This is a genomic window from Aeribacillus sp. FSL M8-0254 (assembly GCF_038008845.1).
Lineage (GTDB): Bacteria > Bacillota > Bacilli > Bacillales > Aeribacillaceae > Aeribacillus > Aeribacillus composti.
In genome coordinates, this window is record NZ_JBBOZY010000001.1 from 3661903 (window position 1) to 3679912 (window position 18010).

Consider the following 18010-nt stretch of genomic DNA (forward strand, 5'->3'; position numbering starts at 1 on the left):
TCAATGAACACCACCTGCAAATGTTTTCGTGAAATCATTTACGTGTGCACTCATTTCTTATAACGAGTCCAATGAAGATAATGATTTCCTTCTAAAGTAACTATTTTACTTGAAAAACTGCGGCTTAATTTCGTTTGATAAAAAGTTACATTGGATTTCCTATCTTCGTTCACTCGATCTTCTTTCGAAGTAAAAATCAAGACAAAGGATACAACAAGAAGCAAATGAAATAAAAAATATATTGAGCAAACAGTCAATTTAACTTTCCCGCCTGATATGCCTAGAAATGGCTTTGGTCATTGTTAAATTCTCTTCGGAATAAGTACCTTTTTCAGCTACTAGGAAGGAAATCATCAGGAATGATATATAATGCCAATCGTGCAATTCCAGTTGGTGAAACATACCTCATATATTCGGACATTGTTGGAGCTAACTCGCCGAAATACTCTAAAGCCTGCGGCAAGGTGAAATCAATCCCTATAACTGCTTTCACTTCATCTGGATATGCATTAGCATAATACATGCTGTATATGCCAGAAATAGAGGGCGGCATCAATATGTATGGACCTTCTATATTTGATTTTTTTAGAGCGGTTCAAATTTCCTCCACTATATTTTCCACTGTTCGTTCCTTATTCGTTACGTTGCTCCAACCATATCGAAAGCTCTCTACTACGACCACTTTATGATTCTTTGCCAATTCATTTACTAAGGGTTCGAAATCTAACACGGGAGCTGCTGTGCCTAAACCGCTTAATAACACAATCGTGTTTTCTCCATCACCTTTTGTATAAACGTGCATATTCTTTCCATCTACTTCAACTAATTGTCCTAATGGTGGATATTTTGCTCATACACTGTCATATGTGATGGAAAACGACCCAAATCAGAGCCGCTGTAATCATAAACAAAAAAATATTTTTTGGAATTATCCAAAATCAAGATTTCTTTTTACTGTTCATTCTTTCACTTCTCTCTATAAAACATTCTATTGAATCGGCTATGCCAACGCCATTCGAACCATCTCTCCCGCCCTGATTCCTTTGCAATAGGCCAATTGCTTGCAGAGGTTAAACAATAGCCAATGTTAAAAATGAAAAACGCGAATTTTCTAAAGGGTGCTTTTCTTCAATAAGGAAGCAGAGCCTTTTTCTTAATAATGACGAAATGTTTGCTTTTTTCGTTCCAAAAAAATCCCCTCTAAGTATATGGGCCTTGTCCACTGTCTACTTAAAGAAGATCTTATCAAAATTGGTTCTTTTTTCTTTTACCTTGTCAAAAAATATTTATATAAAAATATTTGAATTCGAGATATTTTTCGGTTATGATAATATCAAAACAAAAGGAGGAAAATAAAAAATGGCAAATTTTCAATTAGATAAGGTGCACAGCTCTATTTCTTTCCAAGTAAAACACTTAATGGTTTCCAAAGCAAAGGGAGAATTCACGCAATTTGATGTAGAAGTTGACGGCGATGTCGATCAGCTCGAATCTGCAAAAGTAAAAGTAACAATTCAAGCTTCTTCTATTGACACAAAAAATGAAGACAGAGACAACCATCTTCGTTCCGGGGATTTTTTTGATGTCGAAAACTATCCGGTCATCACGTTTGTCAGCGAATCTATTAAAAAGGTTTCCGACGATGACTATGAAGTAACAGGAAAATTGACAATTAGAAATGTTACTAGAACCGAAACGTTCAAAGTAGAATTCAACGGTCAATCGAAAAACCCGTTGGACGGAAGCATTGTCGCAGGATTTGATGTAGAAGGAAAAATCAATCGGGAAGACTATGGTTTAACATGGAACGCTGCTCTTGAAACAGGAGGATTCCTCATCGGCAAAGATGTAAAATTATTCGGCAGCTTCGAATTTGTCATTAGCTAATCTTTCGCAGGCAAGTGATTTGCCCTTGGCCGCACATGGCGGCTGAGGGCTTTTATTTTATGAAAATTTATCAAAAAATGGCATTCATACCTCTCTAATGAAAAATCCCCTTGCTTATAAAGTTTACTTTTCTTTTATTTTTTGTTATTATTCATAATATTTCAACCGGAGAAGGAGGATTACTGACAATGTCACATCAATCATCACATCACCACCTACCGCCATACCGAGCAGATCATGTAGGCAGTCTGTTAAGAACAGACCGAATTAAACAAGCCCGATTGCAAAAAGCAAATGGGGAAATAACAGCTGAGCAATTAAGAGAGGTGGAAAACGAAGAAATCACACGCATCGTCGAAAAACAAAAAGAAATTGGCCTCAAAGCGGTGACAGACGGCGAATTCCGAAGAGCTTGGTGGCACTTTGACTTCCTTGAAAATTTAGTAGGTGTGGAAGGATACGACACAGAGACCGGAATCCAATTCCATCAAAAACAAACAAAATCTCATTCTATTAAAGTTGTTGATAAACTAGATTTCAACGGCCATCCGATGCTTGAAGATTTCAAGTTTCTAAACAGCATCGCTTCCGGCCATACAGCCAAAATGACTATTCCGAGCCCGAGCATGCTTCATTTCAGAGGGACGATTGAAAAAAGCGCTTATGAAGATCAAGACGAGTTTTTCCACGATTTAGCCCAAACGTATAAAAAAGCAATTCAAGCATTTCACGATGCTGGATGCCGTTATTTGCAGCTGGATGATACATCATGGGCATATCTTTGTTCAGAAGAGCAAAAGGAGCAAATGCGAGCCCGCGGCTTAAATCCGGATACGTTAGGACAATTGTATGCGAAAACAATTAATGAAGCTGTTGCCAATCGTCCTGATGATATGAGAATTACGATGCACATATGCCGAGGCAATTTCCGTTCCACTTGGATTTCATCCGGCGGCTATGAGCCAGTGGCGGAAATATTGTTTGAAGGCGTAAATGTGGACGGCTTCTTTTTGGAATACGACAGCGAAAGAGCCGGCGGCTTTGAACCCCTTCGCTTCGTAAACCGGTCAAATTTATCCATCGTTCTCGGCTTGATCACGTCAAAATTTGGAGAATTAGAAAATAAGGATGAAATTAAACGGCGCATTGATGAAGCATCCCGATTTGTTGATCTCAATCAGCTTTGCTTAAGCCCTCAGTGCGGTTTTGCATCAACTGAGGAAGGAAACCTGCTCACAGAGGACGAGCAATGGGCAAAACTTCGCCATGTCGTAGAAATTGCCGAAGAGGTTTGGAAATAATCGTTTACTAAAGAAATACTTACATAAGTGTGTAATGTTAAGAGCCTGTCGAACGTGAATTTCGTGCAATGAACTATCGATTAAGCGAGGCTTGCGGACAGAATGTGGCGGAATTTCGATAAAGGGCAGCAGCTTGCTTTACCTATATTGATTGGTTTCATCGTTCATTCCGAAGCAATTGCAGCATGTAAGAGTTCCAAATTGAACCTTTTTCTGCTTTGCGAAAGCTCTATTCGGGTTATGCATCAAGAATCAATATTTCTAGAAATGATACCCGTAAATTGCAGCAGCTCTGTTTTTCTTTTGGAAAATTTGATTGCAAATCGCCGACAATTTATTTTTGCAAAATAAGGTGCTGCCCGCTCATCAGTTTATTTAGGAAAATCACCGTAATGACCTGTTTCTTCCGTTCTATTATTCTGGAAAATATGTAAAAAATGGGGGCTAATAAGTCGATTTTACGGCTTATTAGCCCCCATTAATGTTTTAGAAACGTTGATATATCGGTGTTTATGATTTTTTGTTTTCAATGGCGATTTGACTTTCTAAGAGCCCCTTTTTCTCTTTGACAACATCATCATCGGATGATTCCTGAACAATTTACGAACTTAACAGCAAATATTTATGCTTTACAGCAGAGCTTAATTCGTCGGGAGAGCCTTCAAACACGATCGAGCCTTTGTTTAAAATATATATGCGGTCTGCAAGCTCAAGCGCCATCGATAAATTTTGTTCAACTAAAAGCATTGTAAGACCTTGCTTCTTTAATTCACGAATAATCCGTTTCACTTCCTGAACCATCAATGGGGACAATCCTTCTGACGGCTCGTCAAGCAGCAGTAATTTAGGATTCGTTAGCAAAGCGCGTCCAATTGAGAGCATTTGCTGCTCTCCCCCGCTCAAAGCCCCTCCCATCGATGCTTCTCTTTCTTTCAGCCTTGGAAACGTGTCATAAATTTGTTCTAATGTCCAGCCATTTTCGGCAGGCCTATAAGTGGTCATTAAATTCTCCTTTACAGTCAAATTCGGAAATATTCTTCTCCCTTGCGGAACAAGAGCAACACCTAATTTCGAAACCTGGAAGCTCGTCTTTGATTGAATTTCCTGTTCTTCAAACACAATTTTTCCTTTTTTTGATTGAATGATTCCCATGATAGAATGAATCGTTGTTGTTTTCCCCATTCCGTTTCTTCCCAGCAGGACGGTTACCTTGCCTTGTTCAACCGTTAACGAAACATTATGGAGGACGTGGCTGTCGCCGTAAAATGTATTTAAATCTGAAACTTTAAGCATGTGCTGCCGCTTCCTCCTTTCCAATATATATTTCGTTCACCCTCCTGTCGTTTCTCACTTCATTTGGATCGCCGTCAATGAGAATTCCTCCGTCATATAAAACGACCATTCTATCCGCCAGTCCAAATACGACCTCCAAATCATGCTCAATAATTAAAACGGTCAAGTCCTTCGGCAAATTGTGCAGCAAATCGACAATATAATCCGTTTCCGCCTGCGACATGCCGGCAGTCGGCTCATCTAATAATAAAACTTGCGGATTGATCGCAATGCCAAGCAAAATTTCGATTTGCCGCTGTTCGCCGTATGACAGCTTTTTCACTATTTCATTTGCGCGCTTTTCCAATCCCCAAGTTTTGATCAATTGGTTTGCTTCCTCGAAAAGCTTCGGGTATTTTTTTTCGTTTCTCTTTTTAAACCACACGTTTTGCAAATGATGTTTCCGCTGTAAAACTAATAATAAATTGTCAAGCACCGTCAGTTCGTTCAACAAATTGTTTCGTTGAAAAGTGCGGACGATTCCGGCGTTTGTCCGTTTAAAGTTGGCAACATTCGTTATATTTTCTCCTTTATAATAAATAGACCCGCTGCTCGGTTTCAGGTCGCCGGTTAAAATGTTGAAAAAGGTCGTTTTCCCGGCTCCATTCGGACCGATAATGCCTATCCGCTCACCTTTTTTCACTTCCAATGAAACATCCTTAAGAATTTCAAGACCGCCAAAATGCATGCCGACGCGATCAATCTTCAAGATTACAGGATTCTCCATGCCCCATCCCTCAATTCTTCACATCATTGTTATACAACGCATTGGATTTTTTTCCGGAAATAGCTGACAGCTTGTTGGATTTTGAAAATGACTGAAAGAGCAATTTTCCAAGCCCGACAATTCCTTTTGGGAAAAATACGACAAACAAGATAAAGATAATCCCGATAATCATCATCCACATGGTCGTATAAGAGCTGACAATCGTTTCTAAAATGACGATAAATGCTGCTCCCAAAACGGGCCCGATCATTGTTCCGGAACCGCCGATAAGAACCATAATTAAAACAGAGCCAGACATCGTCCAATATACATCGCTAGGCGAAATGAAGCTGTTAAAGCTTGTATATAACGATCCTGCTACTCCACCGAGCCCGCCGGCTAAAACAAATGCGGCAAGCTTATATAGTGTTGTATGATAGCCCATCGATTTCAATCTTGTTTCGTTTTCGCGAATCCCTATTAATACTTGCCCAAAAGGGGAGTGTACGATGAGGCTTAAACCGCCGTAGATCAATATAAACAAAAGCAATATCAAATAATAAAAGTAAACCGGGTTTGAAAAATCAAGTGATCCAATTAAAGGGCTTGGAACGCCTGATAATCCGTTTGAACCGCCCGTGATAGTCGTTGACTGGTGGACAAATGAATAAATCATTTGCGAAAAAGCCAATGTTAACATAAGAAAATAAAAGCCGCTCACCTTTACGCAAAAAATTCCGATGATGGCGGATGCAATGATTGCAGCCGCAAGCGAGGCGAAAAGAGTAAGGAAAAAGTTTGGAGATATCTCCCTTGCAAGAATGGCGGACATATAAGCCCCGACTCCAAAAAACGCCGCGTGACCAAGCGAAACCAGCCCGGTATATCCGACCAAAATATTTAAACTAAGAGCGAAAATAGCTAAAATTAAAATTTCAGTTACCAAATTTAAATAAAACAAAGAAAAGATAAAGGGGGAAAAGATGAGCAACATAACTGCGGCAATAAGAACGAAACCTTTTTTGTTCAATGCTTAACCACCTGCCTTCCGAGCAATCCGTTCGGTTTGACGATTAAGACGACCGCCATTAATCCGAAAACGACGAACAAGCTTAACTCAGGAACTAAAAATCGGCAAAAAGTCTCAACAATCCCAATCGTTAAGCTGGCCACAAACGTTCCAGCGATCGACCCTAAGCCCCCTATAACGAGAACAACTAATGCCAAAATAAGCGTTTGGAATTCCATGCTTGGATAAAGCCCGAGGATCGGCGCGGCAATGACTCCGCCAAAACCTGCTAAATATCCCCCTATGAAAAACACGACGGTAAAAACTAGTTGAATATTTACACCTAAAGCACATATCATCTCTTTATCGCTCAGTCCAGCGCGAATGATCGCCCCCCAGCGCGTTTTTTCTTGAATGAACCACAACAGCCCCGCTAAAATTAAACCTATTGCAATTACAGCTAAACGATAGACAGGAAAGGCTTGATTAAATAAGGTTACCGTACCTGATAAACTTTGAGGCAAAGGGATCGATAAAACATCCGATCCCCATATCGCCGCTGTCATATCATGAATGACATACGCAAGCCCAAATGTTAACAATACTTGTGACAGGTGCCCTAGCTGATAAGTTGGCCGCAATAAGATCATTTCAATAATGAGAGAGCAAACAGCTACTGCTAAAGGTGCAATGATTAAGGCAAGCCAAAAATTTTGTCCAGAATGGACGGTAATCGAATATGAGACATAAGCTCCTATCATATACAACGATCCATGCGCCAAGTTCAATACTCCTAAAATGCCAAAGACGAGCGACAATCCGCATGTAATGACGAAGAGCAAAAGCCCGTATGAAATGCTGTTTACTAGCTGCGCCCCGATAATATCCATGATTATCACCTCTTTTTTTATCTATTTTCCTGGATCTCTCACCTCTTCAATAATTTCGATCACTTCGTTTTCCGTCTGTCCATTCACAAGCTTGGTTTCAATGATATACATGTTTTGAATAACGTGGTGAGTCTCCTTGTCAAACTTAATCGGGCCTCTCGGGCTTATGAATTCAACATTAGAAATCGCTTCTACCACTTTATCTGGATCTGAGGCGTCGCCGTCAAGCGTTGTCAGCGCTTCTGCGATAATTTTGGCAGCATCATAGCCTTCCAATGCTTCAATGGTCGGGCGTTCATTATATTTCTTTTCAAAAGCCTCTTTAAACTGTCTATTTTCTTCTGTTTTTATACTATAATCCCAGAAAATAGAGGAAATTGTTCCAACTCCTGCGTTTCCTTGTGATTTCCGCACGTCCTCTGAAACAAGCCAGCCGGAACCAATTAATTTCTTATCTTCTTTTAACCCGAATTGATCGTATTGCTGAACAAATCTCACCGCATCACTTCCTGCGAAAAATGCATATACTGCTTCAGCCTTTGCATTTTTAATCGTGGTCAAATAAGAGGAATAATCATTGTTTCCGAGAGGCGGGTAAACTTCACCGACAATTTTTCCTCCTGCGGCAGTATAAGCTTCTTTAAACGCTTCAGATACTTCCCGTCCAAACGCATAATCTGCTGCTGCAATGTACATTGTCTTTCCTACGTTATGAAACGCCCATTCTCCTAATGAATTGCCAATCTGCCACGAGGAAAAAGAAGAACGCCAAATATAGTCACTTCGTTTGCTTCTCGTTAAATCATTTCCTCCCGCATGCGAAACAAGGAACGGAATTTTTTTCTTATCCACTTCATCGCGAATGGCATAGGCTACCGCCGTGCTTACCGTTCCTGTTAAAATGTCCACTTTATCTTGATCAATCAATTTTCTCGCTTTCCTTAATGCTACTTGCGGATCAGCTTCACTGTCTTCTTTAATAATTTCGATTTTTTTGGAGCCAATTTTCCAATCAATGCTGTCAAAATACAGCTCCATACCTTTGTGCAAATGCTTTCCAAGTGAAGCATAAACCCCCGAATCTGGAAGCAGCACACCAATTTTTATTGTTCCTCCGCTTTTGCTCCCGCCTTCTTCTTTTTTCGATGTTGACTGAATCGCGCTGTTGCCACAAGCCGATAAAACGGCTAAGAAAACAACTAGCATAATCAAAAATAACTTCTTTTTCATCAAAATCCCCCCGTACTTGTTAAGTAAAACGCTTTCAAAATTCGCCTCCCGTTTTTAAAACGCTTTCATTTTCCTAGGTATCTTTTCTCCTCCCTTTTCCTCCGGAACTAATATTTCAAATATTATAATATATCTGAATTTTTAAAATTTCAATATTTTTTATTCATTTCGTCAAAAAAACATATAGTTAATGAAATCTATGATCGTCGCAGAAAACGCTGAAAATTCTTGTTTTCCTCATCATTCAATCTTCATTTTTTCTTTAATAACGAAAATTTTATTATTTATTTTTTTTACACTCGTCATACAAACAAATGGCTTAATGAATAAATTTTATTCGTAATTGTTTAAGAAAGACAGATGATTATCCTAAGCTTTTATTTGCAGAGGACTTTCCTCAAAATTAAGTTGATGATAAAAATTCGCATTGAAAAAGAATGCCCCATCGTAAAACAAATAAAAAAACCTAGGGACTGTAAAATTCCCTAGGGATTACCTTTACAATGTGACTGTTATGCCCACCACATTTCAGCAACTTTTTCTTTAAAAAGAATTTGCTTTAATAAGCTTACTGCCTTTCCTAATCCTTCATCAATGGATGCCAGCATATCCTCATGTTCAATTGAAAGAACATAATCATATCCGACAGCACGCAAGGCACTGACAATATCCTTCCACACTTTTTCACCTTGGCCATAACCAACCGACCGAAATGTCCATGATCGGTCCAAAATTTTACTGTAATGCTTTGTATCTAAAACGCCATTCACTTGTATATTTGCTTGATCCAAATAAGTATCTTTAGCGTGTACATGAAATATGGCATTTTCACGTCCTAATTTTTTTATTGCTTCAACAGGATCAATGCCTTGCCAAATGAGATGGCTTGGATCAAAATTCGCTCCAATACTTGGCCCTACATTTTCTCTTAACTTTAATAAAGTTTCAGGATTGTAAACAATAAAACCTGGGTGCATTTCAAAAGCAATTTTATTTACACCATGCAATTTGGCAAATTTTGCTTCCTCCCGCCAATACGGTATTGTCACTTCATTCCATTGCCATTCCAGTAATTCCATATATTCCGGAGGCCAGGAACAAGTAACCCAATTAGGGTATTTCGCATTTGGATGATCGCCTGGACATCCGGAAAACCCATTCACAACTGATACTTCCAAACGTTCTGCTAACAGCACTGTTTTTCTCCATACATCATGGGATTCAGCCGCAAACTTCTTGTCCGGGTGAAGCGGGTTGCCATGAAAGCTTAGACCGCTTATCATCAGCCCTCTGCTTTCGATGGCCCGCTGAAATTCTTTTAGTTTCGTGCTGTTTTCAAGCAATTCATCCGGATTGCAATGTTTATTGCCCGGATAATTGCCAGTCCCCAATTCTATCGCCTCTATCCCCATTTCTCGCACTTTATCAAGCATTTCCTCGAACGGCAGGTCTTGGTAAAGTACAGTAAAAACACCTAATTTCATTTCAATACCTCCCCTGTCTCAACCTTGACCCATCTTTTCTCTTCGTGGCTTTTTAATATAGCTTCAATCAGCTTCATAATGTAGTGTCCGTCTTCAAAAGTGGCAAAGGACGAAGAGGTTGGATTTGGATGCGCTTTTACTGCTTTATAAAAATCAATGAATAAGTTTTTTAAACCATCTGGCCATCCTTCTGGATGACCGCCAGGGTAATGCGCCAGCGAAGAAGAAAAGTCAGACAGCAAGGAAGGATCTCGTACTAGCTCCATATTCGCCTGATCACGGCGTCCAATCCATATTTTGTTTGGCTCTTCCTGATTCCAATAAATAGTATTCTTTTGCGCGGCAATTTCAAACGTAAAGAAATTTTTCCTTCCAGCATTTACTTGTGAAACGGTGAATACCCCGTGTGCTCCATTTTCAAAATGAACCAGCACACTGCCGCAATCTTCGCTATTAATCTTTATTTCTTCGAAAGAATCTTGACCTCCGCTTTTAAAGGTTTCGATTTCTCCAACCGGTCTTTTCCTTACAGGATAAACCGTTTTTAAATCAGCAAATACCTTGACAATCTTTTGATTGAGAACATATTGAACAGTATCACACCAATGGGAACCGATGTCAGCAATCGCACGTGATCTGCCGTTTTTTTCCTCATTTAAACGCCAGTTGTAATCAGTATCGTACAGGAGCCAATCTTGAAGATACGTTCCATACACTAAATGTGCCGGACCGTATTCATCGCTGGCCATCAGCTCTTTCACTTGGGCAACTAGCGGATAATGACGGTAGTTGAAGCATACTCCTGCGACGACCTTTTTTGTTTCGGCTAACCTTACTAATTCACTCGATTCTTCACTCGTCATTGCTAACGGCTTTTCTGACAGCAAATGCTTGCCGGCAGCTAAAACTTTTTTATTGATATCATAATGCAAATAATTAGGAGTACAATTATGAACGACATCTATTTCTTGATCATTTATTAAATCATCTTCATTTCCATAATACCTCGGGATCCCAAATTGTTCGGCTGCTTTTTTTGCCTTCTCTAATGTTCTGGCACTAATTGCAGCCACTTCAACACCATTTAATCTTCTCAGTGCTTCTATGTGCGACTTGGCAGAAAACCCTGTCCCGATTACGCCTACTTTGATAACTGACATAAACAATGCCCCTTTTCTTTTGGATGATTATTTTTTTAACGTTTTCCTTCCGAACGCCACGGCCAAAATGATGATCAACCCTTTAATAATCATCTGCTGGCTTACATCAAGCCCCATGATGATTAATCCATTGTTTATTGTTCCAATCATGATAGAACCAAAAACGGTGCCGATAACGGTTCCGACTCCCCCGAATAGGCTTGTTCCGCCAAGAATTACAGCAGCAATAACGGATAGTTCGTCGCCTTCACCAAATGTAAACCTCCCGGAATGCATCCGACCGGCATATAATAAGCCAGCAAATCCTGCCATTAAACCGGAAATTAGAAACACAATAAATTTAATTCGATTCGTTTTGATTCCTGTATATTTGGCAGCAATTTCATTTCCCCCGGTTGCTAATGTCTGCCTGCCAAACGCGGTTTTTTTCAATAAAATATGGCCGATAACTGTAATCACAACTGTCCAAATCAATAAAATAGGAATCGGTCCGATATCTCCTGAACCAAATAAATAATTAAACGTAGAATGGACAATCGGCACTGGTGCAGTATTTGTTATCCACATCGCCAAGCCTTTTACCGCTTCCATCATCCCAAGCGTAACTAAAAATGAGGGGATGGCGATCTTCGTAACTAGAAAACCGTTTACTAATCCAACTAACAAACCGGTTCCTAATCCAGCTGCCAGACCCCCGATCAAGCCGAAGCCAGCTTGCAGCGCTAATGCTGCTGTTAAAGAGGATAACGCCGTAATAGATCCGACAGAAAGATCAATTTCGCCCGTGCTGATTACAAAAGTCATCGCAACTCCCATAATCGAAATCATTGCCGTTTGGCGGGCGATGTTCAATAAATTTGATGTTGATAAAAAACCTTCGTCATATAACGTAACAGAAAAATAGATTAACACTCCAATAAAAGCTATATATACAATATAATTGCGCCAATCAAATGTCATTGATCGTTTCGAAGGACTTAGGTTATTTTGCAACTGATCTTGCTCATTAAATTTAATGTCCTTGGATAGCATGCTGGAGAACCTCCTCTGAATGAATTTCCTTTCTTTTTAGTTCTTTGACATTTCTTCCTTCATGTATTACTAGAATTCGATCACTTACGGCTAACAGCTCCTGCAGCTCAGAAGAAATGACGATGATTGATTTCCCGCTGTCAGCTAATTCACGAATAATATCTATGATTTCGGTTTTTGCGCCAATATCTACACCGATCGTAGGCTCATCTAAAATTAATATTTCAGGGTCATTAGCAAGCCATTTCGCTAATACAATTTTCTGCTGGTTGCCCCCAGACAACAGCTTTGCTGTTTTAAAAATATGATCTGTTTTAATATTTAGTCTTTTGACAAATTTTTCTGTTATCATATTAGCCTTGCGATGGTCGATGAAAATTCCTTTTTTTAATTTTGATAGAATCGGTAAAATCGTATTTTCTTTCACACTATAATCTAGAATTAACCCCTGCAGTCTCCGGTCCTCTGGAATAAGTGCTATGCCGGCATTAACCGCATCTGATGGACTTTTAATTGTATGCTTCTTGCCTTTTATATAAATTTCACCTTTATTTATTTGGTCAATGCCAAAAATGGCACGCGCTAATTCAGATCTTCCGCTCCCCATTAATCCAGCAATTCCTAAAATCTCTCCTGAGTAGAGCTGAAAGCTGATATCTTTTACTTTGGAGCCGGAAGTTAAATTTTTGACTTCTAAGACAGGAGTTCCCTCTGTCGAATAATATCTTTCTTTCCATTCAAACGATTTATCTAAATCATCCCCTACAATATGCTGAATGACAGTTTCCATATCGATTTGATCACATTGTTCAGTTGCAACTTTTTTTCCATCACGTAAAATGGTAATTTTGTCACATATTCTAAAAATCTCGTCCATACGGTGTGAGATATATATGATAGAAATACCTTTCTTTTTTAACTTATTGATGATTTTAAATAAAACATCTGTTTCTTTTTCCGTTAAGGACGATGTAGGTTCATCCATAATTAATATTTTTGTCTCATGCGACAAAGCTTTTGCTATTTCAGTCATTTGCCAGTATCCAACACCAAGGTCTCCGACGATATCTTTAGGGTTGATGTCAATTTCCATTTCCTTGAGTATTTCTTTTGTTTTGGCTATACTCTTTTTATCATTTAGTATCCCGATTGCAATTTTTGGCTCACGGGCTAAAAAAATATTCTCAGCGACAGTCAGTGAAGGGATTAAGCTAAATTCTTGAAAAATCATGGAAATATAATTGTTTTTCGCATCGTTCGCATCCTTAATCGTTACTTTGTTTCCTTCAATATATATTTCACCTTCGTCAGCTTGATAGACGCCTGTTAATATTTTCATTAATGTAGATTTGCCGGCGCCATTTCCCCCCATTAATGCATGAACTTCACCTTTGTTTAAAGTAAAATCAACCGAGTCTAAAACTTTGATGCCGTTAAAATATTTTGAAATTCCTTTCATTGATAATAAAGGTTTGTCCATTTTGATCACCTTCTTTTAATTTGAGGCTACTCAATGCAAGAGTAGCCTCAATAGTTGTTCTTTCATTTCAAATTTACCCATACCCCTTTTTCAGCTGATTCTAAAATCGCATCACAAATTACGGCAATTTGGTAGCCATCGTAGAAATTCGGCGAAACTTCAGTATCTTCTACAATGGATTTTATGAAATCATACGTTTCGATAATTTTTGTTTCACCATACCCTATTCCCAACGCTGGGATTGGCCATAATCCTTGACCGTACGGATGCTCAGGACCGGTGTAAATTGTTCTAAATCCTTTGCTGTTGCTTGGATCATCAGCAAAGCAAACTTGCAGCTCATCACGTCGTTCATAGTTGAAATATAATGACCCTTTTTCTCCATGGATTTCAAATGTCAAGAAATTGTTTCTTCCCCATGCATTACGTGTTGCTTCAATACTGCCGATGGCACCGTTTTCAAATTTTATTAACGTTGTAAATTCATCATCAACGTCAACCTGACCTTTAGGAGCCTCTGCCTCGCCTTTGACTGTGCCGAGTTTATCAAGGCCGCTCGTTTGAATCGGTCTTTCCGGCACCCATGTTTTTGTTACTGCCATGACATCTGTGATCTCCCCAACGAGATACCGCGCAAAATCAATTACATGTGTTCCAATATCTCCGAGTGCACCTGAACCTGCAACTTTTTTTTGGAATCTCCAGGATAAAGGAGATTGAGGATCTGCTGACCAATCTTGCAAATACGTTCCGCGAAAATTTAGGATTTTTCCAATTTTCCCTTCTTCAATAAACTTTCTTGCTAAAGCAACGGCTGGCGTTCTTCTGTAGTTGAAAGCCACCATGTGTTTGACCCCTGCTTCTTTTACAGCATCCAGCATCCTTTTTGCTTCTTCAGCATTTCTAGCTAATGGTTTTTCGCTTATTATATGTTTGCCGGCCTTTGCAGCTGCAATGGCAATTTCAGCATGAGTATCATTAGGTGTTACGATATCAACAATATCTATATCAGGATCTTCTATAACCTCTCTCCAGTTAGAAGAATAGCTTTCAAAACCAAAACGCTGAGCTGCCTCTTTTGCTAATTCATCCGTAACATCAACAACCGTTTTACGATGAGGGATTCCAGGAGCAGGCCAGAAAAACATTGGCATACCTGCATATGAAAGCGAATGGGCTTTTCCCATAAATCCAGCGCCGATCATTGCTATGTTAAACTTTTTCATTAACCTTACCTCCCATTGAGTTTAAAAATTGAATAATGATTATTTTGCTGCGCTCTGAATAGAATCTGGTGCCTCTTTATGGTAAACAAGCTTCCATGCATCAAGAACATTTTCTTTTGTGACTTTATAAGCTGGAACTGCCACATACGGAGGGGTTTCTTTACCTAGCAATGCATATCCAGCTAAAATAGCTTCTGAAATTCCTTGGTCATACGGAAGCTGCGCTCCTAATCCTTTCACAATACCGTCAGAAGCAATTTCCAAAGCTACATTTGTTCCTAAATCAATGGTCGTAATAACTAAATCGTCACGCCCGGCTGTCCGTGCTGCTGCTAGTGCACCTTCAGCAGGTACATCCCAAACGACAAACAAGCCGTCTAAATCAGGATTTTTCGTCAATATACCCGAAGCCACCTTTTCACCATCGTTTGGATCTGTTATACCGCCCCGTGCAACAATCTCAATATCAGGATATTTTTCTTGAATTGTTTTTTCGAAAGCTTCTGTACGCTGTTTTGTCACAAAGAAATCAGCATCATGAAATATAACTCCAATTTTCCCTTTACCGCCTAGCTTTTCAGCCATAATTTCAGCTGCTGCAACTCCATTTCCGTAGTTATCTGCTGAAACAACACTCACATAATCTTTTCCATGTTCTAGCCCTTGAGGCGCATTATCCATGAAAACTAATTTTACGCCTGATTCAGCAGCTTTTTTATAAGCCTCAGCGGTAGATACCGGGTCTACTGGAATACTGACAATAATATCCGGATTTTTAGCAAGCACTGTTTCAATATCCGAAACTTGTTTTTCAGACTTAAAGTCTGCATCCGTTACAGCCACTACTTCTATTCCCATTCTTTCAAACGTTGCTTTTAGCCCGTCAATTTGGGCGGTTGACCAGTCGTTCCCTGCATAATGCATGACAATCGCTGCTTTATAGTTTCCTTGTTTTATTTTTGCTATTTCCTCTTCGGTCAGCTCCAATGTTTTGGCGGAAACTGCTGTTTCCCCGTGCGGGCCTTTACTTAAAATTAACTGATCATCTGAAATTTCCTTATTAATCGTGATAGGTCCTGATGCAGGAGCTTCAGATGATGAATTGTTTTGATCAGAAGAGCTATTTTCATTGTTTGATTTGTTTTGATTACAACCGACGAGAATAATGCTGCTAATTATTGCAAATATGGAAAATATCGTGAAAAATTTTCTCATAAGCCATCCCCTTTTCCTAAAATGTTACAAACCAATATTTTTTAAATAATTTCTGCTGATTTCTGCACCTTGTTTTGGATCCGAATAGCTGTCTAATTCTATCGTGATCCAGCCGTCATAATTAAATTCTTTTAATACTCTCGTCATCTCTTTAAAATTTTGGTGTCCCTTTCCTAATGGCAGAAACTGGCCATTATCATAATCTTTAAAGTGGACATATTTGATTCTAGATGAGTATTTTTTGATAATTTCGATTGGATCGCCTCCGCCTGCCTCCAGATGCGCCGTATCAGGACATAGATTAATAGTTGTTAAAGGCATCAGCTTATCTAATTGAGCTGGTGATTCTACGATCGTTCCCAGGTGAGGATGATAACTTGGGATTAAATCGTACTTTTGGGCAATCTCCACAACTTTATTTAATGCATTTGCCAAATGAATGTAATCGTTTTCTAAAATCCCGTTTGAACGTACAGCTCCCCCGCCGACAACTAGATGATTGGCGCCTAATTCGGAGGCAAATGCTGCAACCTTTTCAATTTTCAACATTTCTTCTTCCAAAATATCTGGAAAAATAAAATTTCCGCCTGTATACACCGCCACAAAATCTAAAGAGTACTCGTTCATTAATGCTTGAAAATCTTTTTTTCTATCTACATATTGCATCAAGTTTCCGTCAAAAATTTCAAAACCTTTATAACCGGAAGCAGCTATATCTTTTAATGCTTCTTCTGTTGATCCATTTGCCAAATAGTAAAGATCTTTAATTGACGTAACCCCTGCCGGATGGCCAACAACACCGCCCCAAGTATTGGTCTGGTAGCCTAGCTTCATTTTTACCCCTCCTAATTCTTTTACATGTTCATCAGTTGCTTTTTTACCCCATTCGTATTGAAAAGCTGCCATCACCTCCCATAAAGCGAAATCGATTACATTAAAATGAAAAAAACAGAGGGAATAAGGCGTATATTTTTGTAATCCATTACATTTTAATCATATCTTTCTTCTTCTCTTTGCATGTCTCGCGAATAACCAGTTGATCTTCTAATATATATTGGGTTTTTTCCAGCTTATCTTTCTGAATAAGTTTTATTAATAATTCCATCGCTTTCTGACCTATCTCAAACATAGGCTGTGAAACAGTTGTTAGCGCAGGTTCAAAAATAGATGCGAATTTAATATCGTCAAAACCAACTATTGAGATATCATCTGGAACTTTCAATCCTTTTGCTTTGATCGCTTTTATCGCTCCAATGGCCATTTCGTCGCTTGACGCAAAAACAGCAGTTGGCGGTTCAGTAAGCGCAAGCAGTTTTGTCATTAAATTAAAACCGCTCTCAAATGAAAAATCTCCCTCTTGAATTAAATTCGGTTCGATCGCAATATCATGCTGCATCATTCCTTGCTTGAAGCCCTTTAAGCGGTCTCTGCTCAATATTACGTCCATTGGGCCTGATAAAAATCCTATTCGTTTATGGCCCAAACTGATCAAATATTCCGTAGCTTTTCTGGCACTGCTAATATTATCAATAGAAACAGTTGGAATATCCGATCCCTCCAAATATTCACATGCGAGCACCACTGGGAATTCATGAGAAATCTCCTCTAATAAATGAGATTCAAGTCTTGCGGTCAACAAAATCATTCCATCTGCTTTTTTCTGGCGCAATATATCTAAATAGCCTTTTTCACGCTCTAAACTATTCCCGGTGTCGCCGAGAAGGACCTCGTAATCGTTTTCAATCGCTACTTGCTCTATCCCTCTCAATATTTTTGAGAAAAATGTATTTGTTATATCAGGCACTACAACAAGAACCGTTTTTGTTTCTAAGCGTCTCAGCTGTCGAGCCAATAAATTTGGTTGATAATTCAGCTTTTTGATTGCTTCCAATACTTTTTCAGCCGTTTCTTTTTTGACGTTCCCAGAATTGCTTAAAACTCTGGAAACAGTAGCTGTGGACACATTTGCCATTTTTGCAACATCGCTAATTCTAACCATATCCAGATCTCCATTTCCTAGATAAAAATCCTTTGGCTGTATTATTTTTTATGCTAGAT

At 39.1% G+C, this 18010-nt stretch carries 17 protein-coding genes; 2 read left to right on the forward strand and 15 right to left on the reverse strand.

All coding sequences use genetic code 11. The features are described from left to right. Window positions 1–331: 331 nt before the first annotated feature. Both NSQ44_RS17695 and NSQ44_RS17700 read right to left on the reverse strand, forming a co-directional pair. Window positions 332–553 carry a hypothetical protein gene (locus NSQ44_RS17695; RefSeq protein ID WP_340857875.1) on the reverse strand — a complete coding sequence of 74 codons (222 nt, stop codon included), beginning with the start codon at window positions 551–553 and terminating at the stop codon, window positions 332–334. A 42-nt stretch (window positions 554–595) separates the two neighbouring features. After that, a complete protein-coding gene (locus NSQ44_RS17700) occupies window positions 596–802 on the reverse strand; it encodes an alpha/beta fold hydrolase (protein WP_340857876.1) in 207 nt (68 codons plus the stop codon). A gap of 557 nt (window positions 803–1359) precedes the next feature. Here NSQ44_RS17700 and NSQ44_RS17705 point away from each other — a divergent pair. Both NSQ44_RS17705 and NSQ44_RS17710 read left to right on the forward strand, forming a co-directional pair. Further along, window positions 1360–1887, forward strand: coding sequence for a YceI family protein (locus NSQ44_RS17705; RefSeq protein ID WP_066251402.1), 528 nt, complete (start codon window positions 1360–1362; stop codon window positions 1885–1887). 188 nt (window positions 1888–2075) lie between these two features. Continuing rightward, window positions 2076–3188, forward strand: coding sequence for a 5-methyltetrahydropteroyltriglutamate--homocysteine S-methyltransferase (locus NSQ44_RS17710; protein ID WP_340857877.1), 1113 nt, complete (start codon window positions 2076–2078; stop codon window positions 3186–3188). Between the two features lie 600 nt (window positions 3189–3788). Here NSQ44_RS17710 and NSQ44_RS17715 read toward each other — a convergent pair. The 13 genes from NSQ44_RS17715 to NSQ44_RS17775 all read right to left on the reverse strand — a co-directional run bounded on the left by NSQ44_RS17715 (window position 3789) and on the right by NSQ44_RS17775 (window position 17951). Beyond that, a complete protein-coding gene (locus tag NSQ44_RS17715; protein WP_066251407.1) occupies window positions 3789–4481 on the reverse strand; it encodes an ABC transporter ATP-binding protein in 693 nt (230 codons plus the stop codon). Continuing rightward, window positions 4474–5247: an ABC transporter ATP-binding protein gene (locus NSQ44_RS17720; protein ID WP_117016884.1), complete on the reverse strand. Its 774-nt coding sequence runs from the start codon at window positions 5245–5247 to the stop codon at window positions 4474–4476. The genes NSQ44_RS17715 and NSQ44_RS17720 overlap by 8 nt, the downstream gene beginning before the upstream one ends. A gap of 10 nt (window positions 5248–5257) precedes the next feature. Next, a complete protein-coding gene (locus tag NSQ44_RS17725; protein WP_340857882.1) occupies window positions 5258–6256 on the reverse strand; it encodes a branched-chain amino acid ABC transporter permease in 999 nt (332 codons plus the stop codon). Next, window positions 6253–7125, reverse strand: coding sequence for a branched-chain amino acid ABC transporter permease (locus tag NSQ44_RS17730; protein ID WP_063389096.1), 873 nt, complete (start codon window positions 7123–7125; stop codon window positions 6253–6255). Before NSQ44_RS17730 ends, NSQ44_RS17725 begins: the two co-directional genes overlap by 4 nt. A 21-nt stretch (window positions 7126–7146) precedes the next feature. Next, window positions 7147–8355: an ABC transporter substrate-binding protein gene (locus NSQ44_RS17735; protein ID WP_063389097.1), complete on the reverse strand. Its 1209-nt coding sequence runs from the start codon at window positions 8353–8355 to the stop codon at window positions 7147–7149. A 512-nt stretch (window positions 8356–8867) separates the two neighbouring features. Next, window positions 8868–9839, reverse strand: coding sequence for a sugar phosphate isomerase/epimerase family protein (locus NSQ44_RS17740; protein ID WP_340857887.1), 972 nt, complete (start codon window positions 9837–9839; stop codon window positions 8868–8870). Beyond that, window positions 9836–10999: a Gfo/Idh/MocA family protein gene (locus NSQ44_RS17745; RefSeq protein ID WP_340857889.1), complete on the reverse strand. Its 1164-nt coding sequence runs from the start codon at window positions 10997–10999 to the stop codon at window positions 9836–9838. Before NSQ44_RS17745 ends, NSQ44_RS17740 begins: the two co-directional genes overlap by 4 nt. Before the next feature lie 27 nt (window positions 11000–11026). Next, window positions 11027–12031 carry an ABC transporter permease gene (locus tag NSQ44_RS17750; RefSeq protein WP_082829612.1) on the reverse strand — a complete coding sequence of 335 codons (1005 nt, stop codon included), beginning with the start codon at window positions 12029–12031 and terminating at the stop codon, window positions 11027–11029. Continuing rightward, on the reverse strand, window positions 12012–13511 hold the full coding sequence (locus NSQ44_RS17755) for a sugar ABC transporter ATP-binding protein (protein WP_340857894.1): 1500 nt from the start codon (window positions 13509–13511) through the stop codon (window positions 12012–12014). The genes NSQ44_RS17750 and NSQ44_RS17755 overlap by 20 nt, the downstream gene beginning before the upstream one ends. A 62-nt stretch (window positions 13512–13573) precedes the next feature. Continuing rightward, a complete protein-coding gene (locus tag NSQ44_RS17760) occupies window positions 13574–14737 on the reverse strand; it encodes a Gfo/Idh/MocA family protein (protein ID WP_340857897.1) in 1164 nt (387 codons plus the stop codon). A 39-nt stretch (window positions 14738–14776) separates the two neighbouring features. Further along, window positions 14777–15952 (reverse strand): substrate-binding domain-containing protein, encoded by a 1176-nt coding sequence (locus NSQ44_RS17765; RefSeq protein ID WP_340857900.1) that lies wholly within the window; start codon window positions 15950–15952, stop codon window positions 14777–14779. Between the two features lie 24 nt (window positions 15953–15976). Next, window positions 15977–16858 (reverse strand): sugar phosphate isomerase/epimerase family protein, encoded by an 882-nt coding sequence (locus tag NSQ44_RS17770; RefSeq protein ID WP_340857901.1) that lies wholly within the window; start codon window positions 16856–16858, stop codon window positions 15977–15979. A gap of 76 nt (window positions 16859–16934) precedes the next feature. Then, window positions 16935–17951, reverse strand: a complete 1017-nt coding sequence (locus NSQ44_RS17775; RefSeq protein WP_327847834.1) for a LacI family DNA-binding transcriptional regulator — start codon at window positions 17949–17951, stop codon at window positions 16935–16937. Between the last annotated feature and the right edge of the window lie 59 nt (window positions 17952–18010).